General features: G+C 52.5%; 26 protein-coding genes, 1 tRNA gene and 1 other annotated feature. Of the genes, 24 read left to right on the top strand and 3 right to left on the bottom strand.

What is annotated here, in order from left to right:
- Positions 1 to 2: 2 nt before the first annotated feature.
- From ACGG90_RS01210 to ACGG90_RS01200, 3 genes are read left to right on the top strand one after another with little or no spacing between them, the layout of a single operon-like run.
- Positions 3 to 836 carry an EAL domain-containing protein gene (locus ACGG90_RS01210; protein WP_390404786.1) on the top strand — a complete coding sequence of 278 codons (834 nt, stop codon included), beginning with the start codon at positions 3 to 5 and terminating at the stop codon, positions 834 to 836.
- A complete protein-coding gene (locus ACGG90_RS01205) occupies positions 814 to 1,329 on the top strand; it encodes a hypothetical protein (RefSeq protein ID WP_390404783.1) in 516 nt (171 codons plus the stop codon). The genes ACGG90_RS01210 and ACGG90_RS01205 overlap by 23 nt, the downstream gene beginning before the upstream one ends.
- Positions 1,326 to 2,672, top strand: a complete 1,347-nt coding sequence (locus tag ACGG90_RS01200) for a glycosyltransferase (RefSeq protein WP_390404782.1) — start codon at positions 1,326 to 1,328, stop codon at positions 2,670 to 2,672. The genes ACGG90_RS01205 and ACGG90_RS01200 overlap by 4 nt, the downstream gene beginning before the upstream one ends.
- A 47-nt stretch (positions 2,673 to 2,719) precedes the next feature.
- On the opposite strand, the gene ACGG90_RS01195 is transcribed toward ACGG90_RS01200, so the two are convergent.
- A complete protein-coding gene (locus tag ACGG90_RS01195) occupies positions 2,720 to 5,089 on the bottom strand; it encodes a Xaa-Pro dipeptidyl-peptidase (protein ID WP_390404780.1) in 2,370 nt (789 codons plus the stop codon).
- A 115-nt stretch (positions 5,090 to 5,204) separates the two neighbouring features.
- On the opposite strand from ACGG90_RS01195, the gene ACGG90_RS01190 reads away from it, so the two are divergent.
- Positions 5,205 to 5,278 (top strand) — tRNA-Arg (locus ACGG90_RS01190).
- A 216-nt stretch (positions 5,279 to 5,494) separates the two neighbouring features.
- Positions 5,495 to 5,617 (top strand): hypothetical protein, encoded by a 123-nt coding sequence (locus ACGG90_RS01185; protein ID WP_390404776.1) that lies wholly within the window; start codon positions 5,495 to 5,497, stop codon positions 5,615 to 5,617.
- A gap of 436 nt (positions 5,618 to 6,053) precedes the next feature.
- Here ACGG90_RS01185 and ACGG90_RS01180 read toward each other — a convergent pair whose 3' ends face one another.
- Positions 6,054 to 6,320 (bottom strand): hypothetical protein, encoded by a 267-nt coding sequence (locus tag ACGG90_RS01180; RefSeq protein WP_390404773.1) that lies wholly within the window; start codon positions 6,318 to 6,320, stop codon positions 6,054 to 6,056.
- Positions 6,321 to 6,491: 171 nt separating this feature from the next.
- Positions 6,492 to 6,560 (top strand) — a sequence feature (ribosomal protein L21 leader region).
- 29 nt (positions 6,561 to 6,589) lie between these two features.
- Here ACGG90_RS01180 and rplU point away from each other — a divergent pair.
- From rplU to recN, 14 genes are all read left to right on the top strand, one after another.
- Positions 6,590 to 6,901 carry a 50S ribosomal protein L21 gene (gene rplU / locus ACGG90_RS01175; protein WP_390404771.1) on the top strand — a complete coding sequence of 104 codons (312 nt, stop codon included), beginning with the start codon at positions 6,590 to 6,592 and terminating at the stop codon, positions 6,899 to 6,901.
- A 13-nt stretch (positions 6,902 to 6,914) separates the two neighbouring features.
- On the top strand, positions 6,915 to 7,277 hold the full coding sequence (locus ACGG90_RS01170; RefSeq protein ID WP_390404768.1) for a ribosomal-processing cysteine protease Prp: 363 nt from the start codon (positions 6,915 to 6,917) through the stop codon (positions 7,275 to 7,277).
- A 4-nt stretch (positions 7,278 to 7,281) separates the two neighbouring features.
- A complete protein-coding gene (gene rpmA / locus ACGG90_RS01165) occupies positions 7,282 to 7,572 on the top strand; it encodes a 50S ribosomal protein L27 (protein WP_054713775.1) in 291 nt (96 codons plus the stop codon).
- A 343-nt stretch (positions 7,573 to 7,915) separates the two neighbouring features.
- Positions 7,916 to 8,983: a M24 family metallopeptidase gene (locus ACGG90_RS01160; RefSeq protein ID WP_390404765.1), complete on the top strand. Its 1,068-nt coding sequence runs from the start codon at positions 7,916 to 7,918 to the stop codon at positions 8,981 to 8,983.
- 62 nt (positions 8,984 to 9,045) lie between these two features.
- On the top strand, positions 9,046 to 9,603 hold the full coding sequence (gene efp / locus ACGG90_RS01155; protein WP_390404763.1) for an elongation factor P: 558 nt from the start codon (positions 9,046 to 9,048) through the stop codon (positions 9,601 to 9,603).
- 304 nt (positions 9,604 to 9,907) lie between these two features.
- Positions 9,908 to 10,345, top strand: a complete 438-nt coding sequence (locus ACGG90_RS01150) for an Asp23/Gls24 family envelope stress response protein (protein ID WP_390404760.1) — start codon at positions 9,908 to 9,910, stop codon at positions 10,343 to 10,345.
- Positions 10,346 to 10,738, top strand: coding sequence for a transcription antitermination factor NusB (gene nusB / locus ACGG90_RS01145; protein WP_390404758.1), 393 nt, complete (start codon positions 10,346 to 10,348; stop codon positions 10,736 to 10,738).
- 125 nt (positions 10,739 to 10,863) lie between these two features.
- Positions 10,864 to 11,721 (top strand): bifunctional methylenetetrahydrofolate dehydrogenase/methenyltetrahydrofolate cyclohydrolase FolD, encoded by an 858-nt coding sequence (gene folD, locus ACGG90_RS01140; protein ID WP_390404755.1) that lies wholly within the window; start codon positions 10,864 to 10,866, stop codon positions 11,719 to 11,721.
- On the top strand, positions 11,708 to 13,054 hold the full coding sequence (gene xseA / locus ACGG90_RS01135) for an exodeoxyribonuclease VII large subunit (RefSeq protein ID WP_390404752.1): 1,347 nt from the start codon (positions 11,708 to 11,710) through the stop codon (positions 13,052 to 13,054). The genes folD and xseA overlap by 14 nt, the downstream gene beginning before the upstream one ends.
- 25 nt (positions 13,055 to 13,079) lie before the next feature.
- A complete protein-coding gene (locus ACGG90_RS01130; RefSeq protein ID WP_390404749.1) occupies positions 13,080 to 13,304 on the top strand; it encodes an exodeoxyribonuclease VII small subunit in 225 nt (74 codons plus the stop codon).
- A complete protein-coding gene (locus ACGG90_RS01125) occupies positions 13,297 to 14,169 on the top strand; it encodes a polyprenyl synthetase family protein (RefSeq protein ID WP_390404885.1) in 873 nt (290 codons plus the stop codon). Before ACGG90_RS01130 ends, ACGG90_RS01125 begins: the two co-directional genes overlap by 8 nt.
- A 2-nt stretch (positions 14,170 to 14,171) precedes the next feature.
- Complete coding sequence (locus tag ACGG90_RS01120; RefSeq protein ID WP_390404747.1) at positions 14,172 to 14,993, top strand: TlyA family RNA methyltransferase; 822 nt, start codon at positions 14,172 to 14,174, stop codon at positions 14,991 to 14,993.
- 71 nt (positions 14,994 to 15,064) lie between these two features.
- Positions 15,065 to 15,517 carry an arginine repressor gene (locus tag ACGG90_RS01115; RefSeq protein ID WP_390404744.1) on the top strand — a complete coding sequence of 151 codons (453 nt, stop codon included), beginning with the start codon at positions 15,065 to 15,067 and terminating at the stop codon, positions 15,515 to 15,517.
- 4 nt (positions 15,518 to 15,521) lie between these two features.
- Complete coding sequence (gene recN, locus ACGG90_RS01110; protein WP_390404742.1) at positions 15,522 to 17,216, top strand: DNA repair protein RecN; 1,695 nt, start codon at positions 15,522 to 15,524, stop codon at positions 17,214 to 17,216.
- Positions 17,217 to 17,843: 627 nt separating this feature from the next.
- Here recN and ACGG90_RS01105 read toward each other — a convergent pair.
- Positions 17,844 to 18,143, bottom strand: a complete 300-nt coding sequence (locus tag ACGG90_RS01105) for a hypothetical protein (RefSeq protein ID WP_390404739.1) — start codon at positions 18,141 to 18,143, stop codon at positions 17,844 to 17,846.
- 104 nt (positions 18,144 to 18,247) lie between these two features.
- Between ACGG90_RS01105 and ACGG90_RS01100 the strand changes: the two genes are divergently transcribed.
- The 5 genes from ACGG90_RS01100 (at position 18,248) to priA (ending at position 23,650) form a co-directional block, all read left to right on the top strand.
- Positions 18,248 to 18,967: a patatin-like phospholipase family protein gene (locus ACGG90_RS01100; protein ID WP_390404736.1), complete on the top strand. Its 720-nt coding sequence runs from the start codon at positions 18,248 to 18,250 to the stop codon at positions 18,965 to 18,967.
- A gap of 3 nt (positions 18,968 to 18,970) precedes the next feature.
- The gene (gene gmk, locus ACGG90_RS01095) at positions 18,971 to 19,612 is read left to right on the top strand and encodes a guanylate kinase (protein ID WP_390404734.1); all 642 of its coding nucleotides are present in this window, start codon (positions 18,971 to 18,973) and stop codon (positions 19,610 to 19,612) included.
- Between the two features lie 2 nt (positions 19,613 to 19,614).
- A complete protein-coding gene (gene rpoZ / locus ACGG90_RS01090; protein WP_390404731.1) occupies positions 19,615 to 19,863 on the top strand; it encodes a DNA-directed RNA polymerase subunit omega in 249 nt (82 codons plus the stop codon).
- A 198-nt stretch (positions 19,864 to 20,061) separates the two neighbouring features.
- A complete protein-coding gene (gene coaBC, locus ACGG90_RS01085) occupies positions 20,062 to 21,249 on the top strand; it encodes a bifunctional phosphopantothenoylcysteine decarboxylase/phosphopantothenate--cysteine ligase CoaBC (protein WP_390404729.1) in 1,188 nt (395 codons plus the stop codon).
- Between the two features lie 40 nt (positions 21,250 to 21,289).
- Positions 21,290 to 23,650 (top strand): primosomal protein N', encoded by a 2,361-nt coding sequence (gene priA / locus ACGG90_RS01080; protein ID WP_390404883.1) that lies wholly within the window; start codon positions 21,290 to 21,292, stop codon positions 23,648 to 23,650.
- The last annotated feature ends 27 nt before the right edge of the window (positions 23,651 to 23,677 follow it).

The following is a 23,677-nucleotide window of genomic DNA, read 5'->3' as shown; positions in this document are numbered from 1 at the left end:
ACATGCTGAGGACTTTAGAATTCTGGCTGTTTTGGACCGCCATTGCTTTGTTGCTCATCACCGTGATCGTGATCGTCATCTATTATTACCATTCAAGGCGCCGCTCGAATAACTATTTAGGCAAGAAAGAGTTTGAATTGCGTTATTTCATTCAGCCGACGGTGGATGCCAAAGGCCAAATCACCGGCTATGAATGCTTATTGCGCCAGCACCAGCCTGATGGCACCTCGCGCTTGCCGCAACAATTGGACACCTTGCCGCTGCAGCGGGTGATCAGCTTGTTGGAGTCGACGTTTCAATCCTTGCCCACTGAGCCGATTCAGCTGTCGATCAACTTGGCATATGATCAAATCATCAGCCCGGAATTTGACTTCTTTGTGCGTTGGGCCATCAGCAAAATCGCACCGATGCAATTAGCCGTGGAGTTAAGCTTGACGCCTAATGCCCATTATCCGCATCACGCCACGTTCTTGCGGCATATTCGCCAAGCCAAGCAATACGGGATGCGCTTTGAAGCGGATAATCTCGGCGCAGATTCGGCCAACATGGAAAGCATCAGCTGGATGGTTGGGGTGATCGATACGTTGAAGTGTTCCATGCGCGCCTTTCGCAAAACCGACCCTAACGAATGGCTGGATCTGAATTTGCAATCTTGGCATCGTTTCGCCGATGAACAACACATGCAGCTGGTGTTGACGGGGATTGAGAATGATGCTGATGAAGCCTTGGCCCAGCAGCTGAACATCGGTTTGCGGCAAGGGTATCATTTTGGCCGGCCGAGTGATCCCACCAAACACAAGGAGGTGGCCGCAGATGGCACAACAGAAAAGAAATAAGCAGCAGCTGTATACCGACGCGTATTTTGAACGCGGGCATTGGTGGCTGAAGATCCGCCAAACCTTGGTGGCATTGGTGGCTTGGGTATGCGTCTTCGTGCCGATAGTGATCACCGCCTTAAGTTATTACAACATTCACAAAGGCCGCATCCATCCGTTGTGGCACTACGCTGAAGGACTGTTTGAGATCCGCTTTATTGCGGTGTTGCTGATGTTTCTGGCGGCGGTGGCGCTGATTTATTCGGTGGGGATGACCTTGATCCAGGTGCGCAAGCGCGATCGCTTGGTTGAACAGTGGCCGACTTACGACCCAATCGACCAGAAAGTCCGAGAAACCGAGCTGGAGCAGTTCATGGACGAACGTTTTGGGCCCAGTGAATTTCGCGAGAATTGCCGCACCTACCATGTTAAGCCGGAACAAAATCTCGACACCGATGAATTTCAACGCTTGTTTGAAGCCCAGCGCAAGCGCCAAAAGGAGGCACACCAATGATCGATCACTTATTTGAAGCGACGACTTTACAAACTGTGATCAATGCCTTCGTGCTGGTGTTGTGTTTGTATCCGATGATCGGTGCGTTCTTTTGGTTCTTCGGCTCGTTGAGTTATCGTTGGCTGCGGCCGAACACTGAAGACAACGACTGGCAAGAATTGCCGCCAAACAAGCAGCCGCTGGTTACCATCATGATCCCAGCCCATAATGAAGAAGTGATGATCGAATCCACCATTCGCTATTTGTTTGACGAGCTGAATTATCACAATTACGAAGTCTTGGTGATGAATGACGGCTCCACTGACGATACCGCTGAGATCTTGACCCGTCTGCAAGGCGAATATCCGCGCTTGCGGGTGATCACTATTGAGAAGAACAAAGGCAAAGCCCATGCCTTTAATATCGGGATGTATTTTGCCAAAGGCGAATATATCTTAAGTAATGATGCAGATACTGTGCCGGAACCAGATGCGTTGATGAAGTACATGAATTACTTCATCCACGACCGCGACATGAACACCAGTGCCGTCACGGCCAACATGGACGTGCAAAACCGCAACAAGCTGATTTGCAAATCCCAAACCGTGGAATTCTCCAGCATCGTTGGCGTGATCAAGCGCAGCCAAGCCGCAGTCAACGACTCGATGTATGCTTACTCCGGTGCCAACACCATGTATCGCAAGCGTTTCTTGGTTTCTGTCGGCGGCTTTCGGCAAAATCGCGCCACCGAAGATATTTCCATTGCCTGGGATCACCAAATGATCGGCGCGGTGCCGCGCTTTGCCCCGAACATCGTGTTTCACATGAATGTCCCAGAAACTGTTGGCGATCTTTATAAGCAACGCAAACGCTGGGCGCAAGGCGGGACAGAAGTGTGGTTGACCAATATTCCCAAGTTCTTGAAACATCCGATCCGCCATCGCTATCAGTTGTCCATGTTTATTGATTCGACCTTGTCGATCATTTGGTCGTTCTTCTTCATCTTGACGTCGGCGTTGTTTATCGCCACTTGTGTGTATTTTCTGATGACCGCCAATTATGAACGCTTGTGGCATGCCATTGCCATGTCGTTTATCTTTGTGACCTTTGAAATGTTAGCCGGGGCGCTGCAGCTGCTGGCGGCATTGATCTTGGATCATCACGGGGCCAAGTTGAAGTATTTGTTGTTTGCGCCGCTGTATATGCTGTTTTATTGGATGGTTAATCCAATCACCATTTTCATGACGTTCATTCCAGCATTAAAGACGATTTTAGGTTATGGCTCAGGCACCTGGGTCAGCCCCGCTCGGCGCGCTTTGTTGGATAAATCTAAGTCGGCAAAGCCCACGGATACACCTAAATGACCATGCAAAAATACCGTCCACGAGTTGTGGGCGGTATTTTTGAATGGTCAGCGCAGCGGCAAGATCAATTGCGATGCGCTCAGATCCAAATGGTAATTGACCACATCAACTGGCCGAATCGTTTGGGCCATGTCGGCGCCATGAATGATCAAGGCCAATTGGCGGCCGCTTGGCAAACGGTAATGCGTCGGCTGCAAGTCCAATTCAACGTCAAAAGGCTGCCCTGGCGTGATCGGCTCGGTGGTGTAGGCGTTGTGGGGATTTTGCAAGTTCAAATGGCCATAGCTGATCAACTTGGCAGCAGTGGTTGAACCCGGTTGGAATTCAAGGGTGTCAACGTGTTTATAGTCATAGCTGAGCTGGTAGTCACCGCGGCTGACGATTGCAGCGGTTTCGCCAAAGCGCTTGGCTTCGCCTAAATCGATCAAGCGCACGCTTAAGATGCCGGTTGGCGCATCGATCCACAAGCGCAGATGCACATGCGCCACACCTTCAATGGTCAGCGGCGCTGGAGTTGGTGCCACCAGCCACAAGCGGCTTTGCGCATATGCGCTGGTGGGTTGAATGATCGCCTGTTCAAAACTTGCACTGGTGTCGTGTTCAGCGTTGAAAATCGCCGTGGCATTATCGGCAAAACTGGCGCGCTGGCCGGCAAAATCACGCAGCGGATAAGTGGTTGGCGTACTTGCGGTGCCAAAATCCGCTTGGGTGTGCCAAGTTTCTGGCGTGACATTGTCTTGAATAGTCACATCCGGCAGCACCGTGTCGGCATCATTGGCGACATTCAGCAATTTGTTGGTGAGCCACAAGTTCATCTGATCGGTAAAATCAAGCGAGCGGATATTGTTTAAATACACGTGTTGCCCTTGATGCAGGAACATTTTGTGCTGGATCGGTAAATCACGCAGACCGTTCCAGAAGCGAATGGCGTTGGCTGGTTTAACATTGGTGTCATTCAAGCCATGCACCAACACCACATCGCACTTGATATTGGCCATGTGGTTGCGATAGTTGCGCTCGTCCCACCAAGCATTGTAATCGCCGGTAGTGCGATCTTGGGCCTTGGCGATTGCTGCCAATGACGCTTCCCATTGCGGCTGCAGCTTCAACATATCGCCGGCTTGCTTGAGGCGCGAGAAGGTGTCCACCGCCAACACATCGGCGTCTTCGCCTTGAAAGCCGCCAGGAGCCACGACTAAGCCATTCTCGCGATAGTAATCATACCAACTGGAAATTGCCGCTTCTGCGATCACCGTTTTCAAGCCCTCAACGCCGCTTGTGGCGGCGGCCAAAGCTAAGGTCCCAAGATACGACTTGCCAGTCATGGCCACTTGATGGTTGCACCACCAAGCTGAGATGGTGGCAGAACGTGTGCGATCAGTGAAGGCGCGGCGCGTGCCGGCAAGCCACTGGATCACCGCTGTGGCGGATAAAGTTTCGCTGCGCCCGCCAACTGAGCGCAACCCGTCTGAGCCGCGGGTGCCGACGCCAGCAGAATACACGGTGACAAAACCGCGCGGCAGAAAATAATCATTCAGCGAATAAATGCCGTGTTCATCACCATAAACGCTTGCTTGAGTGGTTTGTGTCCCAACTGCTGGTTGCGGCAAGTCAGGCAAAGCGGCAGGATGATAGGTGACTTCGGCTTTGGTGTGCGAGGTGGTTTTGACGGCTAAGTGTGCGGCTGGTACATGGGTGGCAGCAGCGACTTGTTCGTCGTTGGTGCCGTGAAAATATGGGTTAGCGGTAAATAACGCCGGCATCACCACGCCTTGTTGGGTCGCTTGCGGGCGGAAAATGGTGGTTTCCAGCAAATCACGCTGCCCGTCGTGATCGGAATCAAGGTCGGATTCTACCCACACCACTTCGCGGATCAGCTGGCGCGGATCAAATACCGGCTGGCTTTTGCCATTAAAGAATAAGTAGGCAGGCTTGCTGCGGCCGATTTGATAGTCTTTCATAAAGCCGCGGTTGAACAGATCATCCAAATACACGGAAAGCTTCGGGGTGCGGGTATTTAATAGGAGATACAACGCTTCAAGAAATGCTTGTGTTGAAGTGAGATCGGCTGCAACAACTGGCAGCAAGGCGTCTTGCATCGTTTGCACGCTGTGGGCTAAGTCCTTGAACTCTGGGGCAAACCCGAGCAGTTGCAAGGCCACAGCATAGAATGCTTGGCGGCTCATGTGCGTTGGCGTTGTTGCCAGCCAGTCGGCGAGATCTTGCTTGGCGTCAATGGCGATGGTATGTTCAACTTGCGCCGCTGCGGCTTGCGTTAAGGCTTCTGGAAACAGCAGCCGGAAATTGGCAGCGGCGACGACAGCGAAGTCGCCTTGGGTGGTGAAGCCTAAACGCTTGAGCTCGGCGAGTTGAGTAGGGACGTCTGGGGCGAGCCGCCCGAATTGATTGAGTAACATAAGCAGTCCTCGATTCACGATAAGATATCTTCAGTGTAGCCTCAAGCCTGCGTCGTCGCAAGGAAACTCATTGACAATGCGCCTTGCGGATTCGTATAATAACTAAGTTGATCATGCGGCAGTAGCTCAGTTGGATAGAGCAATGGTCTTCTAAACCATCGGTCGCGAGTTCGAATCTCGCCTGCCGCATTCAGATCTCGTCATTGACGCCTAGTAATAGGCGTTTTTATTTACGCAATCTCAGCCTTGAGGCGGATGGCTGAAGCCATGAGGCATGTTAACATAAATATTGACCTGATTTGACAAAATATTAACGATAACGCTTGACGTTCTTACTTAAGTATAGTATTATAAATACATCGCTACTAGAAGACCATTCACGTGTTATCGAATGGAGGTAATTTTATGACATATCGAATTCAACTCGATACTGTAACGCAGCAATTTATTGCTATCGACACCAAGAACCAGCATCACACTGGCACTGGGCGCACGATCGAGCAAGCTGTCGCTCAGCTGACAAAGTAATCTTTGTCTTGCCGCCGCATGATTCTATGCGGCGGTTTTTTATTGCACCAAGGGCATTTGCGCAGTATGCTTAAGGTCCTTGGCAGGGGCATTGGCGCGATCGATTCTGATCGCGCCGCTTTTTTTGCAGATTTTTTGGTGAAGGGGTCAAGAAGCGGGACGTTGCGGCTTCGTCGAGTTGCGCAGCCCAACGCGATTGTAGGTAAGTCGTGACGCCGCTTGGGCCAAGAACGCCCAAACGTCATCCCGTCTTACCCGCATCGCAAAGTTCGGACTGCTTCGCTCTGGATCTTCGTCGAGTTGCGCAGCCCAACGCGATTGTGGGTAAGTCGTGACGCCGCTTGGGCCAAGAACGCCCAAACGTCATCCCGCTTTACCCGCATCGCTAAGTTCGGGCTGCTTCGCTCTGGATAAAAAAAGCCGCCGTTTCGGCGACTTAACGTTCATGTTCGTGTTGCTTGCGACTGGATTGGTGCAGCCACCAGCGCAAGGCGAACAAACCGATAATGATAGCAAACATCCACACCGCATATAAGATCACAAAGACGCTGCCGGCAAACAAAGCATGGGCAATGATGGTTAACACGATCGCACAGACAACGCCGCATACCACGTTTAATGGATTGGGGATGCGTGCGGTGACGGTGACTAACAAGCCGCCGGTGATCAAAAAGATCAAGATATCAACAATAGCGATTAACATATTTGCCCCCGAGACGTAAGATTCTTTTCTTATTCTACCCAAAGTGGCGCGCTAGGACAAGCATCGGGCTGTTTTTCAGCAAAAGGCCCTTGAATGCTGTCAAGTTTTTTTCTTGGCGTGCTTGCCACAGCCTCTAATATTTGATACAATCAGAGCGTTGTATTTGTCACCCCTCATCTGCAACCGCACAACGTCAGGTATCAAAGCATAGCACCTGACTTGGCGAGTCATCAGGGGAATCGCCTACGGGCAAACAGGAGGTGCACAAGATGTACGCAATTATCAAGACTGGCGGTAAGCAATATAAAGCTGAAGTCGGTGAAGCCCTTTACGTTGAGAAGCTGGACGCAGAACAAGGTGCAACTGTAACTTTCGACCAAGTTATTTTGGTCGCAGGCGAAGGCGACGCTAAGATCGGCACACCAACGATCGACGGCGCAACCGTCACCGGTAAGGTGGAAAAGCAAGGCCGTGAAAAGAAGGTCGTAACCTTCAAGTACAAGCCTAAGAAGCATTCCCATCAGAAGAAGGGTCACCGTCAACCTTATACTAAGGTTGTCATTGACGCGATCAACGCCTAATTGAGGCCACTACATGATCAAAGCACGCTTTCTGCGCGACGAGCGCGGTAATTTACAACAATTCTCTATGACTGGCCATGCTGACTCCGGTGAGTATGGCAAAGACATTGTCTGTGCGGCAGTTTCTGCCGTGGCCATCGGCGCTGTCAACGGGATCGAAGCCTTAGCTGGGTTTGAGCCAACGGTTGAAGCTGATGAAGTCAATGGTGGTCATTTGATCGTCACGATCGAGCAAGACTTGACCGGCGAACAAATGCACATCAGCCAGATTTTGTTAGAGAACTTGTTATTAACCATGCAAAGTATCGCCGAATCGTATGGCGATTATGTTCAGATCGAAACTTCTAAGTATCCCAACTCGTATTCGGAGGTGTAACACCATGTTAAAGATGAACTTGCAATTCTTCTCTCACCATAAGGGGGGCGGCTCCACTTCAAACGGCCGTAACTCTGCAGGTCGTCGTCTGGGCGCAAAGCGTGCCGACGGCCAAACTGTTTTGGCAGGGAACATCTTGTATCGTCAACGCGGCACTAAGATCCATCCGGGTCTGAACGTCGGTATCGGCGGCGATGATACTCTTTTTGCTAAGGCTGACGGCGTCGTTAAATTCGAACGTCTTGGTCGCGACAAGAAGCAAGTATCCGTTTATCCAGCAGCTCAAGCTGAATAATCTGGAAGAACGCTCCGGCGACGGGGCGTTTTTTTGTGGTAGCTCACAAACCCAGAGCGGAGCAAAGCGCATTTAGCGGTGGATATAAGGCGGGATGACGCAAAGGCGGTTTGTGCCTTGGCGGCGTCACGACTTATATCACGCCGCGTTGCTTTGCGTAGCTCGACGAAAACCCAAAGCGCATTTAGCGGTGGATATAAGGCGAGATGACGCAAAGGCGGTTTGTGCCTTGGCGGCGTCACGACTTATATCACGCCGCTTGACAAAGAACCAGAGCAAAGGCGTGCCTTAAGAGGGTCACTTTGCTCGCACATGCATTTGTTTGGTAAAGGAGGTATGGCTGATGACACGGTTGCAACGATTACGTGACGTCATGCAAGAACAGCAGTTAGACGGGATGTTGGTCACAGACCCGGTGAATGTTAGTTATTTAACTGGCTTTACTGGTAATGAAAGTGCCTTAGTCGTCACTGCTGAAGATAATTTCTTTATTACCGACTCGCGCTTTACCACGCAAGTTGCCCAAGAAGTCCACAATGCAACAGTCGTGTTGCATCAAGATCACTTATTGACCAAAGCTGGTGCCGTGGCTCAAGCCCACCACTTAGATCATGTAGGGTTTGAAGCGCAATACATGACGTATGCTGACTATCAGCGGCTGAGCCCGGCCATCACCTGGGTGCCAACTGATGGTTTGGTGGCAAAGCTGCGCGAGGTCAAAGACGAAGCGGAATTGGCTTTAATGAAAGAAGCCGTGCGCATCGCCGAAGCCGGCTATCAGCATGTGCTTGAAACCATTAAGCCTGGCATGACTGAGCGGCAAGTCGCCAATGACTTGGATGCTTATATGAAGTCACTTGGCGCGTCTGGCACCAGCTTTGAAACTATTGTCGCCAGCGGTGCGCGTTCGGCGATGCCGCATGGCGCTGCCAGCGACAAAGTGATCGAAATCGGTGATACCGTAACCTTAGACTGGGGCTGCGTGTATCATGGCTATGTGTCTGATGAAACGCGGACTTTTGCCATTGGTCATGCTGATCCTAAGATGCAAGAAATCTACCAAATCGTTTATGCGGCCAATCTTGAAACGACCAAGCAAATGCGAGCCGGTGTTCTAGGCAAAACGATCAACCAATTCGCGCATGACTTTATCGCCAAGCGCGGGTATGGTGAATATTTTGGTCACGGCACTGGGCATGGGATCGGGTTGTCGATCCATGAAGGCCCAGGGGCTTGGGGACCATATCGAGAAGTCCAACAACGTGTTGGCAATGTTGAAACAGTAGAGCCGGGGATCTATTTACCCGGCCTTGGAGGTGTGCGTATCGAAGACTCAGTTCTGATCACTGCAGATGATCCAATTCGATTAACGTCGCAAGCCCCGCCGACCCTTGTGGTCGTGCCGGTTTAACTTGCGCGCGTCTTCTGCGCTTGCTATAGTTGACTAGTACGAGATAATAATGGAGGAAACACATGATTTCTGTTAACGATTTTAAGAATGGCTTAACCATCGAAGTCGATGGTAACCTGTGGCGCATCGTGGAATTTCAACACGTTAAGCCAGGCAAGGGCTCCGCTTTTGTCCGCTCGACTTTGAAGAACCTGCGTACCGGTGCGGTGCAAGAAATGACTTTCCGTTCAACTGAAAAAGTTGAAAAGGCGCAAATCGACACCAAGACCATGCAATATTTGTATGCTGACGGTGATTCATACGTCTTCATGGATATGGAAACCTACGAACAATTGAGTTTGCCAGGCGACGAGATCCGTGACCAACTTAAGTACATGAAGGAAAACATGGAAGTCAAAATCATCATGCACGGCAGCGAAACCCTTGGGGTCGATGTGCCTAACACGGTTGATCTTGAGGTCAAAGCCACTGAACCTGGGATCCGTGGGAACACTTCAAGCGGCGGCTCCAAGCCTGCTACCATGGAAACCGGCTTAGTCGTTCAGGTGCCATTCTTCGTTAACGAAGGTGATGTGTTGACCATTAACACCCAAGACGGCACCTACATTTCTCGCGCATAAAACCCCAGAGCAAAGTGGCGCGCTTGAGCGGGTCAGGTAGCCTAGCAATCGTGCATGAGGCGTATTTTGCCTCGAGTACGATTGCGTAGCTAGCTGCACCCGCGATGCGCCACGCAGCTCGCCGATAAACCAGAGCGGAGTAAAGCGATTTTAGCGATGTGTATAAGGCAGCCTGATTCGATGGCGTTCTTTGCCATTGGATCAGGATGCCTTATACGCGATCGCGTTGCTTTGCGCAGCTCGCCGAAATGTGCCGTTTTCACCAAGTTTTACCAACTGTTTGACCATTATAAGGAGGCTGCTCATGGCTGAAGAAACGAATATCATTCTTGCAAATCGCACCGACGCAACGGGCTCGATCGAAATCGTGCCGGAAGTCTTGGAAGTGATCTTAGGCATTGCTGCCGTGCAAGTGGATGGGGTCTACCAGATGCGTGGCAGCCTCGCGTCCACGATCAACCGGTGGTTTGGCCGTGAAAATCACGGCAAAGGCGTTGAGCTCACTGTCAACGGTGACAAGCTTGAAGCCGACGTTTATGTCTACTTGAACTACGGCGTGGCGGTACCTAAAGTTGCCATGGCGATGCAAGAATCGTTGCGGGAACAATTGTTGTACATGACCGATTTGACCCTAGACACTGTCAATGTGCATGTGGTCGGCGTGGTGCCTGAGAAGGCGGCCAAAGTTGATCCAGACGACTTGTTCAAAATGGATGATGAAGAAACCGAGGATAACGACTAGATGTTAGGCAGACACGAAAGTCGCGAAGCCGCCTTCAAAGCGCTGTTTGCCCTGAATGCAAACCCAGACGCAGATTTGGATGCGGTTTATCAAGACGTATTAGGTGAAGATCAAGAACCCACGGCTTACATGAAGCTGTTAGTCGCCGGCGTTCAAGAACACCAAGCAGAATTAGACCAAACGATCACCAGCAAGCTTAAAGCCGGCTGGCGCCTCGAACGCTTGACTAAGCCCGACTTGATCTTGCTGCGGTTGGGGTTGTTCGAAATCCAATTCGAAGACCTTGACGACAAGATCGCTGTTGACGAAGTCTTGCAACTTGCTAAGAAGTACAATGATGATGCCAGTGCCAAGTTTATTAACGGCATCTTGGGCCATTTCGTCAAAAATTAAGTACAAGCTTCACAAGCCGGAAACGCGAAAGCGTCCGGCTTTTCGTATTTTTAGGTGTGTATGAGCAAACTGATGCGTTATAATTGAATGACTAATGTTGGGGCCAGCCCCCGAGGAGGATCAACATGACGACCGTACTCGATGGTAAACAAACCGCCAACCAATTAATGGCAGAACTTAAAACAACTGTGACTGACTTGAAGGCTCACGGGGTGACGCCAGGCTTGGCGGTGATTTTAGTGGGTGAAGACCCAGCCAGCGCAATTTATGTGCGCAATAAGCACCGCCGCGCTGAAAGCTTAGGGATCAATTCGTTGCAGATCACACTGCCGGCAGAAACCACGCAAGACGCGGTGTTAGCCAAAATTGCCGAACTCAACGCCGATGACACCGTGCATGGTATTTTGGTGCAATTGCCATTGCCTAAGCACATCAATGAACAAGTGGCGCTAGAAGCCATCGACCCAAACAAAGACGTCGACGGTTTCCACCCGATGAATGTCGGCAAGTTGTGGACGAACATGCCATCCGTGGTGGCATCTACGCCTTATGGGATCATGGCGCTGCTGAAACATTATGACATCTCGGTAGAAGGCAAACATGCGGTGATCGTGGGCCGCTCCAACATTGTGGGCCGACCAATGGCAGGATTGATGCTCAACCAACATGCCACTGTTACAGTGGCCCATTCCAAAACCGCCAATCTCGCAGCGGTGACGCGTTTAGCAGACATTCTGGTGGTGGCGACCGGCCGCGCCGAAATGGTTACCGCAGACATGGTCAAACCAGGCGCAGTGGTGATTGATGTGGGGATGGATCGCAATGCGCAAGGCAAGTTAGTCGGTGACGTGGATTATGCCAGTGTGGCGCCGATCGCCAGTGCCATCACGCCAGTACCTGGTGGGGTGGGACCAATGACCATCGCCAGCTTAATGATCCAAACCGTTGAATTAGCAAAGAGGGCTTATCATGCCAGAGCATGAATACCTCAGCGTCTCAACGCTGAGTGCATATCTAAAACGTAAATTTGATCAAGATCCGTATTTAGGCCGGGTGTATTTGGAAGGCGAATTATCCAACTTCCGCTTGCGGCCAGGCCATCAATACTTCTCGTTGAAAGACGATCACGCCAAGATCTCAGCGGTGATGTTCAAAGGCGCTTTTGCCAAGTTGAAGTTCGCCCCTGAAGAAGGCATGAAGGTGCTGGTGGTGGGCCGTGTGACGATGTATGAAGCCAGCGGTCAATACCAAATCGTCATCGAGCACATGGAGCCAGACGGCGTCGGTGCCTTGTATCAAGCCTATGAACAATTGCGCGCCAAGTTGGACAAAGAAGGCTTATTTGCCAAGAACCAGCGCCCGCTGCGCCAGTTTCCAGAAGCAGTGGCGGTGATCACCAGTCCCAGCGGCGCGGTGATCCAAGATATTCGCACCACTGTGGCGCGGCGGTATCCTGGTTTGCAGTTGACGCTGTATCCGGCGGTGGTGCAAGGCGATCAATCTGCCGCTGATTTGGTGCGTCAGCTGCATGCTGTGGCTCAACACGGCGGCTATGACGCGGTGATCATCGGCCGCGGTGGCGGGTCGATCGAAGACTTGTGGCCGTTTAACGATGAACAAGTCGCGCGGGCGATTGCCGAAATGCCGATGCCGGTGGTCAGTTCCGTGGGGCATGAAACTGATACGACCATTGCGGATTTTGTAGCGGATCGCCGCGCCGCCACGCCCACGGCAGCTGCAGAATTGGTGACGCCGGTGACGTTGATCGATGCGCTTAATGATATCGATCAATTGCGCCAGCGCGCCGCCAACGCCATGCAAAATCGCCTCACTCAGCTGCGCCAGCGTTTGACTCGCGCCAGTTCCAGTGTGGTGTTGACCCAACCCAGCCGCTTGTATGATCAATATCTGCAAACCGTCGATCAATTGCATACCCGCTTAGATGCGGCAATGCAAGGGCGCTTAGACAGCTATCGTCACCGTTTGGATCTGTGTGAAACCACGCTTAGCCCGCGCAATTTGCAGCTGCGGGTGGTCAGCGCCCAACAAACAGTCGCCAACGATCACGCCAGATTGCTGCGCGCTGCCAATACCTTAGTGGCCAACAAGCGCCAACAAGCCGCTAACTTGGCCGGGGCTTTAGATCATTTGAGCCCATTGAAGATCATGAGCCGCGGTTACAGTTATGTCACCGCTGAAGATGCTCACATGCTTAAAACCACCGCGGATTATCACGTGCCGCAAACCGTGCATATCCATGCGGCAGATGGCGCCGTTGACGCCAAAGTTTTGGCGATTCACAAAACCGCAGAATAATTGACATTCAGAAAGGATGCGCAACATGGCAGAACCAACTTTTGAAGAGAATCTGGCCCAACTTGAACAAATCGTTTCCCAACTCGAACAAGGCGACGTACCGCTGGAAGCGGCGTTGTCGCAATTTAAAGCCGGCGTCAAGTTAAGCGCCAAGCTTGAAGCAACCTTGAAAGACGCCGAACAAGCGGTGACCAAAGAAATGATGGCCGATGGCACTGAGCAGCCTTTCGACCCTAAAGCCAATGCTTGAGGCGCGCACGTTAAGCTTCACCAAGCCGGTGATGGCCACGGCGGAAGCTTATTTGCAAACGATCAGCACGCCGCTTTTGCAAGATGCGATGCGTTATTCGCTTGAAGCCGGCGGCAAAAGGCTGCGTCCGCTGTTATTGCTGGCGGTAGTAGACACTTTCGGCGGCGACGTTGAGGCTTGTTTGCCAGCCGCTGCCGGCTTGGAGTGCTTGCATACCTATTCATTGATCCATGATGATCTGCCAGCCATGGACAACGACGATTTGCGGCGCGGTCAACCCACCAGTCATAAGCGCTTTGGCGAGGCCATGGCGATCTTAGCCGGGGATGCGCTGCAAAGTGCTGCTTTTGAACTGCTTGCCCAAACCCGCACGACGCCTGAGCGCTTGGCCAAAGCGTTGGCGCTGTTTGCCCAAGCCGTTGGCGCCAGCGGTATGGTTGGTGGACAGGTGTTGGATATTCAAGGGGAGCAACAGCACTTGTCTTTGCCTGAATTGAAGCACTTGCACGCGTTGAAAACCGGTGCGCTGATCCAAGTTGCGGCAAGCATGGGTGCGGTGTTTGCCGGCGTTGATGCCAAAGACACAGCGGCACTGCATGATTTTGCCGCGGCATTTGGCGTGGCTTTTCAGATTCAAGACGATATCAATGACGTGACCAAAACCAGTGCCGAACTTGGCAAAACCGCCAACAAAGACGTGGCGGAACACAAGAACACTTATCCTGGCTTGTTGGGGCTTGATGGCGCTTATCAAGCACTGGATGCGCAAGTGGCCCAAGCGCAAGCAGCGCTTGCTCGCTTGAGCCGCCCGGCACCGCAGCTGCACGCTTTCTTGACATATTTGGACACGGAGCACACGAGGTAAACATGAGTAAAGAACGGATCGACGTATTATTGATGGAACAAGGCTTGTTCTTGTCCCGTGAACAAGCCAAGCGCGCGGTGATGGCTGGTGAAGTCTATGACCAAAACAACGAGCGCCTCGACAAGCCTGGTGTCAAAATCGATGCCGATAGCATTTTGCATGTCAAAGGCAAGAAGATGCCTTATGTCTCCCGCGGCGGCTTGAAGCTCAAGAAGGCGCTGGATGTGTTTGGCATCGATTTGAAAGACAAAACCGTCTTAGACATCGGCGCTTCTACCGGCGGCTTCACTGATGTGGCCTTGCAAGCCGGGGCCAAGCTCAGCTATGCGCTGGATGTTGGTTACAATCAACTCGCTTGGAAACTGCGCGAAGATCCGCGCGTCAAAGTCATGGAGCGAGTGAACTTTCGCTACAGCAAGCCTGAGGACTTCCAAGACGGGCCGGTGGAATTTGCGATGACTGACGTGTCGTTTATTTCGTTGAAGCTGATCCTGCCGCCGCTTAAAGCCATTTTGCAACCAGGCGCGCATGCAGTGGCACTAATCAAGCCGCAGTTTGAAGCTGGTCCGCAGAATGTCGGCAAGAAAGGCATCGTCCGCGACCCTGCCGTGCACAAAATGGTGCTGGAAATGATCGTCAACTTCGCTTTGCAAGCCGGCTACAACGTGTTAGGCTTGGACTTCTCGCCAATCAAAGGCGGCGAAGGCAACATCGAATTTCTCATTCACTTGCAAAACGGTGCCGAACAAGGCGTGCTGGCGCCTGGCGTCAGCATCGATGCGGTTCAAGCAGCGGCATATGCAGAACTCAAGCCAAAACATTAGCTGAATATCTATTCACAAATTATGCATTTTGTGGTAAGCTGTTAGAGAGAATATTTTAAGCAGGTGACGAAATGCAGAAAAATGAACGCCAGGCGTATATTCGCCAATTGATCCAAGACCAAATCATCGAACGTCAAAGCGACTTCGTGACGGCCTTGGAAAAGCGCGGGGTCCCGGTGACTCAAGCCACGATTTCTCGTGACATCAAAGATATGCAACTGGTGAAAGTGCCAACGCATGACGGGCGGTATCGCTATTCGATGCCTGAAGAAAAACAACTGGCGCCGCTGGATAAGCTGCGGCGGACGCTGGCGGCAGAATTTCGCCGCGGCGATATGATGGACCAATTTGTACATTTGGTGATGAATCCCGGCACAGCACCGGCGGTAGGCAACTTGATCGATCAGCTGCAAGATCAGCGGATCTTTGCCACCATTGCCGGGGATGGCGCGATTTTGATCGTGTGCCGCTCTAAAGCTGATGCCTCCAGTGTGTTAGACATGATCACAGCAATGGTAGGGTGAAAACATGTTACAAGAGTTAGTGATCCGCGATTTTGCCATTATTGAAGACTTGGAGTTGAGCTTTGATACCGGCATGACGGCCTTGACCGGGGAAACCGGCGCCGGCAAGTCGATCATTATCGATGCCGTCAGTTTGTTAGCAGGCTCTCGCGGCAGTGCAGATTTCGTGCGCACCGGCGCGGCCAAAGCCGAGCTGCAAGGCTTGTTTGATGCGCAAGCCAATTCCAAAACCGCGGCGTTGCTGCGCAAATATGATTTGGCCGAAGACGACGCGTCAGTGCTGCTGCAGCGCGATATCTACGCCAGCGGCCGCAATGTCTGCCGCGTCAACGGCCACTTGGTCAATACCGCCACCTTGCGCGAAATCGGTGAAACTTTAGTCGACATCCATGGTCAAAACGAACACCAGCAGCTGTTGCATCCGGAATCACACCGCGGCTTGTTGGATCAATTCGGCGGCGCGCCGGTGGCCAAGCTGCTGGGGCAATATCGCGAATTGTTCACCAAGTTTGTCGCGACCAACGCGGCGCTTAAGAAGAAGCAGCAGAATTCGCAAGAATGGGCGCAGCGCTTGGACATGTTGCAATTTCAAGTGCAAGAGATCCAATCGGCGCAGCTGCATGCTGGCGAAGAAGAAGAATTGCAAGCTGAACGCGACCGCTTGGCGAATTTTCAGCGGATCTCTGATGCGCTTAACGCAGCCAGTACGATTCTTGGCAACGAAGATGTCAACCCTTTGGATCAAGTTGCCGATGCCATGCGCAACATGCAAGACATCGCCGATTTGGCGCCGGCTTATGCTGATATTGCCAGTGTTTTGGAATCTGCGTATTATTCGCTGCAAGATGTGCAAGGCGACTTGAATCGCGCCGTTGACGACCTCAGCTGGGATGAAGGCCGCTTAGACGCCGTCGAACAGCGCTTGGAGTTGTTTTTGAACCTTGAGCGCAAATACGGCGATTCGCTGGCGCAGGTGATGGCATATGGCAAGCGCGCTGAAGCCGAGTTGGCCTCGATGCAAGCCACTGAAGCCGATTCCCAAGGCCTTGATGAGAAAGTCGCTGCCCAACAAAAGCAGCTGTTGGCGTTAGGCGCCAAACTGACTCATGCGCGGCAAACGGCGGCGACGAATTTGGTAGCGGCGATCCACGAGCAGCTGGCAGCGCTATACATGGCCAAAACCGTGTTTTCGGTGCAGTTGACCCCGCTTGGCCACAACACCTTAGGACCATATGGCTTAGATAATGTTGAGTTCTTCATTCAAACCAATCCCGGCGAAGCCGCCAAACCGCTGGCCAAAATCGCCAGCGGCGGGGAATTATCGCGGATCATGTTGGCGCTGAAGACGATTTTTGCCAAGTCCGATGGCGTCACCAGCATCATTTTTGATGAAGTGGACACCGGGGTTTCCGGACGCGTGGCTCAAGCCATTGCCAACAAGATCTCAAAAATCTCCCGCTCGTCGCAAGTATTGTGCATCACGCACTTGCCGCAAGTCGCAGCAATGAGCGACCATGAATATTTGATCGAAAAAGCCGTGGCCAACGGGCGCACTAAAACTTCAGTCACACCGCTGAATCACACGGCGCGCGTGGATGAAATCGCACGGATGCTGGCAGGCGAGGAAGTGACTGAATTGGCCATTGAACACGCCAGCGAATTGCTGGCCATGGCCAAAAAGGCCAAAGCTAAAGCCTAACCCAGAGCGCAGTGGCGCACCCGCGTTGCGCCACGCAGCTCGACGAAGACCACAGCATATCCCGCTCGGACTTCCAGGGCCCGGCCAGGTGTTGCTTCGGCGTGCGGGGCCAACAAGACGGCGCAGGCGGTGCGGCCGGCGCCAACCGCGCTGAAGGACGCGCGTTTTCTGCCTAAGCAGTGAGCCAAGCGCTCGCTGTGCTCACTTGCATGTCTCACTGCTTGCCGCGATCAGCACAATAAGCCAAGCAAAGTACGCTTGTCTCATTGTGCTGATCGTTTCACGGCCTGACCGTCTTGTTGGCCCCGCGCGCCTACGCAACACCTGGCCTCCACTATTCGTAACAGGGTCGTTAGCGATGCGATGTACAAATATTGGCAGATGGGTGAGGGTTTTAAACTGGTTGAAATTGTTGATTAGTAGGCAAACCCACGGAAAAGTGGCTGTACGAATGTCTAGCACAAAATAATTATCCGAAAGTGGCGCAAAGCGTGTTTACCAGCGGATATCAAGCGGCATGGTAGTTGGTGTTTTTGCCCGATTGGCATCACGACCTATATCGTATCCTGTTGTGTCAGAAAAAAGGCCTGCCCAGATTGTTGGGCAGGCCTTTGCGATATAATAAAGTTAAACACGTTTGATATAGGTGAGCTGATCCAAGCTGACGACCCGGAACAAATTGCTTTGATAGGCTTTGATCAAGTAGCGATCAGCGTCAAGCTGGCGGATGAAGGTACCAACCAAGCCGTCTTCACTGTCGGTGAAGAATACCGCAACGCGGTAGTGGCGGGTGAGACTTTGCGAAACAAAATGGTGAAGCTGCGCTTGGGGCATGGTCAAAGCCGGGGCTTCTAGCGCAAAGAATTGCCGATATGAGGCGATGAGATTATGTTTAACGCTGGTGAAACTTTGGGCTTTGCTTTCCATGATGTATTCCTCCAAGGCGAACGTTTGTTTTGATAAATTCATTATACGAACAAGCGTTCTAGATTGCAATACCCAATGCAAAATATTTTTGAGGAGGTCATGTGATGCCTTTAGCTGTAGTATTTGGCGGTGGCGGTGTGCGCGGGGCGTTTCAAGCCGGCGCTTGGGCCCAGCTCAGCCGCTGGCTCAAGCCGGATTTTGTGATCGGCAGCTCTATTGGCGCGATCAACGCCTGGGCCACCACGCGCATGAGCGGCGAAGAATTGGTGGCATGGTGGCTCAGCCGAGCCCCTAGCCGCTTGTTGCCTTATCAAACACGAACCCTTGACGGCTTGATTGCTGAACTGCTTGCTTTGCCTCAGCACCAAACCTGGCCGGCATTAGCGGTGTGCACGCCTTTAGGCCAACGCGTGCCGCATGTAGTGACACTGCATGCGACAACTGGGCGTGCTTGGCTGCGTGCCAGCGCCGCTTTACCAGGCTGGTATGCGCCAGTAAAAGTCGATCAGCGCTATTATGTGGATGGCGGTGTGGTCAATGATCTGCCGGTGGCCATTGCGCGAGATATTGGTGCGACGCAAGTGATTGCTTTATCAGCAGCTGGGTTAGGCCCGACGCCAGCACTTGGGCAAACGCCGGTGTTAACGCCGCCAAAAGATGCGTTAATGTTGAATTTCTCCTTGGCAAATCGCCAAGCTTTGGTGCAAGCTGGGCGTCAGGCGGCCAGAGATTTTGCAAATACTTATCAAATCGCGCAACCAGTTGAAATTCATGGCAAAAAAGTGCAGAATGAAAGGCAACACTACAAGGATGAAAGAGGTTAAAGCATGCAGGAACGGGGAATGCTGATCGTATTGTCCGGCCCGAGTGGGGTCGGCAAGGGGACGGTTCGGCAAGCCATGCTCGCCGGTGATTATCGCGACTTCCAATATTCAATTTCGATGACCACCCGCAAGATACGGCCTGGCGAAGTTGACGGCGTTGATTATTACTTCCGGACGAAGGAGCAATTCGAGCACGAAATCGCCACAGGCGGGATGCTTGAATACGCACAATATGTCGGCAACTATTACGGAACACCGTTAAAGTATGTGAACCAGACACTAGATTCTGGGCGCGACGTGCTGTTGGAAATCGAAGTTAAAGGCGCGATGCAAGTGCGCGAGAAGTGTCCGGATGGCGTGTTTATTTTCTTGACGCCACCGGATTTAAGCGAGTTGAAGAATCGCTTGACTGGACGCGGCACTGATTCTGCTGAAGTGATCGACAAGCGCATCAAGCAGGCAGCTGAAGAAATTAACATGATGGCCAACTATGATTATGCCGTGGTTAATGATAAAGTAGACTTAGCCGTGCGCCGAATTGAGCGCATTATCGAAAGTGAACATCTGCGGGTACCGCGGGTCATCGACCGTTATAAGGCGATGCTTGCCAGCACCCCAGATGCCCAGTCAGTAAAGGAGCAATAAAGATGATTATTTATCCATCGATCGATAAGTTGTTGGACAAGGTGCCGTCACGTTATTCGTTGGCTGTGCTTGCGGCCAAGCGTGCGCATGAATTAGAAGCCCCAGGTGCTGTTGGCACATTGGAAGATTACAAGTCTTTGAAGACAGTCGGCAAGGCGCTTGAAGAAGTTGCGGCTGGCGATGTGATCATCGATCCTGATTCCAAGCACTTGGAACGCGATGCTGAAGCATTGGATCACAAACAAGACTAATTCGTACTTAATTGGAGCTCACATTGGTGGGTTCTTTTTATTTCGCAACAATCATCTGCTGGTCGGAATGGTTCGTGTTGCGGCCACACCGCCTGCGGCCCCATTTTGCCGGTCCGGGCTTGATGCAATTAACCGCAGCGTGCTGCATTCGTCGCGACGGCGAATGTTTGGTATAATCAACACGATGAAAGGGGCATGATGATGACACTTAAGATCGGCGTTTTTGTAACAGGCGGGATCGCCGCCTATAAGGTTCCGCTGGTGGTGCGCGAATTGATCCGCCAAGGGCACACGGTACGCGTGGCGATGACCAAAGCGGCTGGTGAATTCGTGACCCCGCAAACGTTAGAAACGGTATCCAAGCAACCGGTATTGACCGATGCCAGCGAATTTGCGCAACCGGCGCATGTTGCGCATGTCGAATTGGCCCATTGGATGGATCTGGCGCTGGTGGTGCCGGCTACGGCCAACACATTGGCGAAGCTGGCGGCAGGTTTTGCCGACAACGTCGTCACCACGACGCTTTTAGCCAGTGCTTGTCCGAAGCTGGTGGTGCCGGCGATGAACGACCAAATGTGGCGCAATGCGCAAACGCAAGCCAATATTGCGCACCTTAAGGCCCTGGGCATGGTGGTATTGCCGCCGGAACGCGGTTTCTTGGCTGAAGGTTACGAAGCCATCGGCCGGATGCCAGAGCCTAAGGTCGTGGCGACTTTTGTGCAAAGTTATGATGCTGCTTTGCACCTGGCTGGCAAGCGCTTGGTGATCACGGCTGGCGGCACGCGCGAACGCATCGATCCGGTGCGCTACATCGGCAACGATTCTTCTGGCAAAATGGGCACGGCGTTGGCTAACGTCGCGGCCGCTGCCGAAGCGGCGGTGACCTTGGTGACGACGGCTCAATTGCCAACGCTGCCGCAAGTCAAAGTGGTGCCGGTTCAATCTGCCCAAGCAATGCAAGCAGCTGTGGACGCCGAATTTGCGTCAGCTGATGCGGTGATCATGGCGGCAGCTGTGGCGGATTATCATGTTGCCCAAACTGCCGACCACAAGCTTAAGAAAACCAGCCCAGACGCTGGTTTGACCTTGAACTTGGTGCAGAATCCAGATATTTTGGCGACACTTGGGGCCAAGAAGACCCATCAGCTGGTGGTTGGGTTTGCCGCAGAAACCAACGATTTGTTGGCCAATGCGCAAGTCAAACTGCAGAAGAAACATGCCGATCTGTTAGTGGCCAATCAAGTGGGCCAAGGTGTTGGCTTCAACCAAGACCATAACGCGGTGTGGCTTCTGCGGCCAGGTCATGAGGCGCAAGCCGTGCCTGATGCCAGCAAAACCAAGATCGCGCAAACGATTTTAAAGACAATGACTGAGATGATGGGGTGATGCGGTGCAAGTTGCAGAAGTGATCGTTGATGTGCCGACCATGCAAACGGATCGGCCTTTTGATTATGCGGTGCCTGAAGCGTTGGCTGATCTGGTGCAACCTGGCATGCGGGTGTGGGTCCAGTTTGGCAAAGGTGCGCGCAAAGTGATGGGCATGGTCGTGAATTTGGCGGATCAAAGCGATTATGCCGGTGACTTGAAGCCGTTGTTGGCGTTGTTAGATGAAACGCCGGTGTTGACGCCGGAGTTATTGGATCTATCCGCTTGGCTGGCCCATCAAACTTACGCGTTTTGGATCACTTGTATTCAAACCATGTTGCCAGCAGCGCTAAAAGCCAACGCTGAGAAGTGGGTGGCCCCAGCAACGCCCACTGGCGCCAACATTTTGGCCCAAGCGGCGCCGCTGACGCAATTTAGCACACCAGACGCGTTGGCGCCGATCGTCAAAGCCATTCAAAGCGGCGACCTCAGTGTTGAATATCGCCTTAATGACCGTGCTCGGGCTAAGACCATCAACCATGTTAAGCCGCTGTTGACTGCGGCTGATTATCAGAAATTAAGTACCGAACAGCGCGCCAGTGCCAAACAGCGCCTGCATTTGCTGAAATTGCTTGAACAATGGCAAATCAGCCAGCAGCAACCGGCCATGCCAGCAGTGTTAGATCAAGTGCCGCGTGCCCAAGTCACATATGGCGAGCACGCCGGGTGGCTTCAGTTGGTGCCTAAAGTTGTGATGCGTGACCCTTATCCGGAGTTGGCCGGCAAGCCGTTAACCAAGCCTTTAGCACTGACTGATGAACAAGCCCCGGTGGTAGATCGCGTGTGCACGGCGGTGGCCAAGCGCCAAGCACAAACCTTCTTGTTGGAAGGCGTCACCGGCTCAGGCAAGACCGAGGTGTATTTGCAGATCATGGCGCAAGCCTTGGCCAATGGGCGCAGTGCGTTGATGCTGGTGCCGGAAATTGCTTTAACGCCGCAAATGGTGTTGCGGGTGCGCGGCCGCTTTGGTCCGCAAGTGGCAGTGCTGCATTCCGGGTTATCCAATGGCGAGCGTTTTGACGAGTGGCGCCGCATTCGTTCAGGCGCTGCGCAAGTGGTTGTCGGTGCGCGTTCGGCGGCGTTTGCGCCGTTGACCAATATTGGCGTGTTCATTATCGATGAAGAACACGAAACCAGCTATAAGCAAGCCGACATGCCGCGCTATCATGCGCGCGATGTCGTTTTGCACCGGGCACAAACCATGTCGGCCCCGGTGGTGTTAGGCTCTGCGACGCCGAGTCTGGAATCACGGGCGCGCGCTGAAAAAGGCGTCTATCAGCGGCTGTTGCTGCCGCATCGGGTCAATCATCACCCGCTGCCTAGTGTATCGGTGATCGACATGCGCGAAGCCTATAAACAAGGTGGGCGCGATGATTTCTCCAAACCGCTGCTGGATGCCTTGCAAGTACGCTTGGCCAAGCACGAACAAAGTGTCCTGTTGTTAAATCGGCGCGGTTTTTCGAGTTTTGTGATGTGTCGCGAATGCGGCTATAAGGTGCAATGTCCCAACTGTGACATTTCGTTGACCTTGCACATGGACACGCATAGCTTGAAGTGCCATTATTGCGGGCATGAAGAACCCATTCCGACGCAATGTCCCAGTTGCGGCTCCAAGAAGATCCGCTATTATGGTACCGGCACGCAGAAAGTTGAAGCCAGCTTGAACTCTCTTCTGCCTCAAGCCCGGGTGTTGCGCATGGATGTGGATACCACCCGCGGCAAAGGCGGGCATGCCAAGTTGTTGAAGCAATTTGGCGCCCATCAAGCCGATATCTTGTTAGGCACGCAAATGATCGCCAAAGGCCTGGACTTTCCAGATGTGACTTTAGTCGGCGTGATCAATGCCGATACTGGCTTAGGCCTGCCGGATTTTCGCGCCAGTGAGCACACGTTCCAATTGCTCACGCAAGTTTCTGGCCGCGCCGGGCGTGCTGACAAGCCTGGTGAGGTGTTTATTCAAACGTTCAATCCAGAGCATTACGCAATTCAATACGCCAAACATCATGATTATGAAGGCTTCTTCTATGCAGAAATGGCCGTGCGCCATCGCGGCGATTATCCGCCGTATTTCTTCACCATGAAACTGACGGTCAGCCATCAAGATGAACAAGAAGCGGCTAAGGCGATATATTCGCTGGCGGCGCAATTAAACGCTGCATTATCAGCTTCAGCCCGCGTGCTGGGTCCGACGCCAACGGCCATTGCGCGCTTGAAGAATCGCTATTACTACCAAATGGTGATCAAATATAAGCATGAGCCCAAACTTGATGCCGTGTTAGACCAGATCTTGATGCAAACCCAAGCCAGTGTCAAAAACGGCTTCACTGTGGCCATTGACCGTGAGCCGCAAGACTTCATGTAACAAACGCTTCACCGCGCTTTATGTGCG

The organism is Lacticaseibacillus jixiensis, from assembly GCF_042847315.1.
GTDB lineage: Bacteria > Bacillota > Bacilli > Lactobacillales > Lactobacillaceae > Lacticaseibacillus > Lacticaseibacillus jixiensis.
This window is presented reverse-complemented; position numbering and strand designations above follow the sequence as displayed.

What these genes read in the sequence shown, in the direction of transcription:
- ACGG90_RS01185 (WP_390404776.1), top strand. Translation starts at nt 5,495, where the DNA reads ATGACATATCGAATTCAACTCGATACTGTAACGCAGCAATTTATTGCT.
- priA (WP_390404883.1), top strand. Translation starts at nt 21,290, where the DNA reads ATGCAAACGGATCGGCCTTTTGATTATGCGGTGCCTGAAGCGTTGGCT.
- xseA (WP_390404752.1), top strand. Translation starts at nt 11,708, where the DNA reads ATGCCAGAGCATGAATACCTCAGCGTCTCAACGCTGAGTGCATATCTA.
- ACGG90_RS01180 (WP_390404773.1), bottom strand. Translation starts at nt 6,320, where the DNA reads ATGTTAATCGCTATTGTTGATATCTTGATCTTTTTGATCACCGGCGGC.
- ACGG90_RS01200 (WP_390404782.1), top strand. Translation starts at nt 1,326, where the DNA reads ATGATCGATCACTTATTTGAAGCGACGACTTTACAAACTGTGATCAAT.
- rpoZ (WP_390404731.1), top strand. Translation starts at nt 19,615, where the DNA reads ATGATTATTTATCCATCGATCGATAAGTTGTTGGACAAGGTGCCGTCA.
- ACGG90_RS01120 (WP_390404747.1), top strand. Translation starts at nt 14,172, where the DNA reads ATGAGTAAAGAACGGATCGACGTATTATTGATGGAACAAGGCTTGTTC.
- recN (WP_390404742.1), top strand. Translation starts at nt 15,522, where the DNA reads ATGTTACAAGAGTTAGTGATCCGCGATTTTGCCATTATTGAAGACTTG.
- ACGG90_RS01105 (WP_390404739.1), bottom strand. Translation starts at nt 18,143, where the DNA reads ATGGAAAGCAAAGCCCAAAGTTTCACCAGCGTTAAACATAATCTCATC.
- ACGG90_RS01195 (WP_390404780.1), bottom strand. Translation starts at nt 5,089, where the DNA reads ATGTTACTCAATCAATTCGGGCGGCTCGCCCCAGACGTCCCTACTCAA.
- folD (WP_390404755.1), top strand. Translation starts at nt 10,864, where the DNA reads ATGACGACCGTACTCGATGGTAAACAAACCGCCAACCAATTAATGGCA.
- ACGG90_RS01130 (WP_390404749.1), top strand. Translation starts at nt 13,080, where the DNA reads ATGGCAGAACCAACTTTTGAAGAGAATCTGGCCCAACTTGAACAAATC.
- ACGG90_RS01160 (WP_390404765.1), top strand. Translation starts at nt 7,916, where the DNA reads ATGACACGGTTGCAACGATTACGTGACGTCATGCAAGAACAGCAGTTA.
- efp (WP_390404763.1), top strand. Translation starts at nt 9,046, where the DNA reads ATGATTTCTGTTAACGATTTTAAGAATGGCTTAACCATCGAAGTCGAT.
- nusB (WP_390404758.1), top strand. Translation starts at nt 10,346, where the DNA reads ATGTTAGGCAGACACGAAAGTCGCGAAGCCGCCTTCAAAGCGCTGTTT.
- ACGG90_RS01170 (WP_390404768.1), top strand. Translation starts at nt 6,915, where the DNA reads ATGATCAAAGCACGCTTTCTGCGCGACGAGCGCGGTAATTTACAACAA.
- ACGG90_RS01100 (WP_390404736.1), top strand. Translation starts at nt 18,248, where the DNA reads ATGCCTTTAGCTGTAGTATTTGGCGGTGGCGGTGTGCGCGGGGCGTTT.
- gmk (WP_390404734.1), top strand. Translation starts at nt 18,971, where the DNA reads ATGCAGGAACGGGGAATGCTGATCGTATTGTCCGGCCCGAGTGGGGTC.
- rplU (WP_390404771.1), top strand. Translation starts at nt 6,590, where the DNA reads ATGTACGCAATTATCAAGACTGGCGGTAAGCAATATAAAGCTGAAGTC.
- ACGG90_RS01125 (WP_390404885.1), top strand. Translation starts at nt 13,297, where the DNA reads ATGCTTGAGGCGCGCACGTTAAGCTTCACCAAGCCGGTGATGGCCACG.
- ACGG90_RS01150 (WP_390404760.1), top strand. Translation starts at nt 9,908, where the DNA reads ATGGCTGAAGAAACGAATATCATTCTTGCAAATCGCACCGACGCAACG.
- ACGG90_RS01210 (WP_390404786.1), top strand. Translation starts at nt 3, where the DNA reads ATGCTGAGGACTTTAGAATTCTGGCTGTTTTGGACCGCCATTGCTTTG.
- ACGG90_RS01205 (WP_390404783.1), top strand. Translation starts at nt 814, where the DNA reads ATGGCACAACAGAAAAGAAATAAGCAGCAGCTGTATACCGACGCGTAT.
- ACGG90_RS01115 (WP_390404744.1), top strand. Translation starts at nt 15,065, where the DNA reads ATGCAGAAAAATGAACGCCAGGCGTATATTCGCCAATTGATCCAAGAC.
- coaBC (WP_390404729.1), top strand. Translation starts at nt 20,062, where the DNA reads ATGATGACACTTAAGATCGGCGTTTTTGTAACAGGCGGGATCGCCGCC.
- rpmA (WP_054713775.1), top strand. Translation starts at nt 7,282, where the DNA reads ATGTTAAAGATGAACTTGCAATTCTTCTCTCACCATAAGGGGGGCGGC.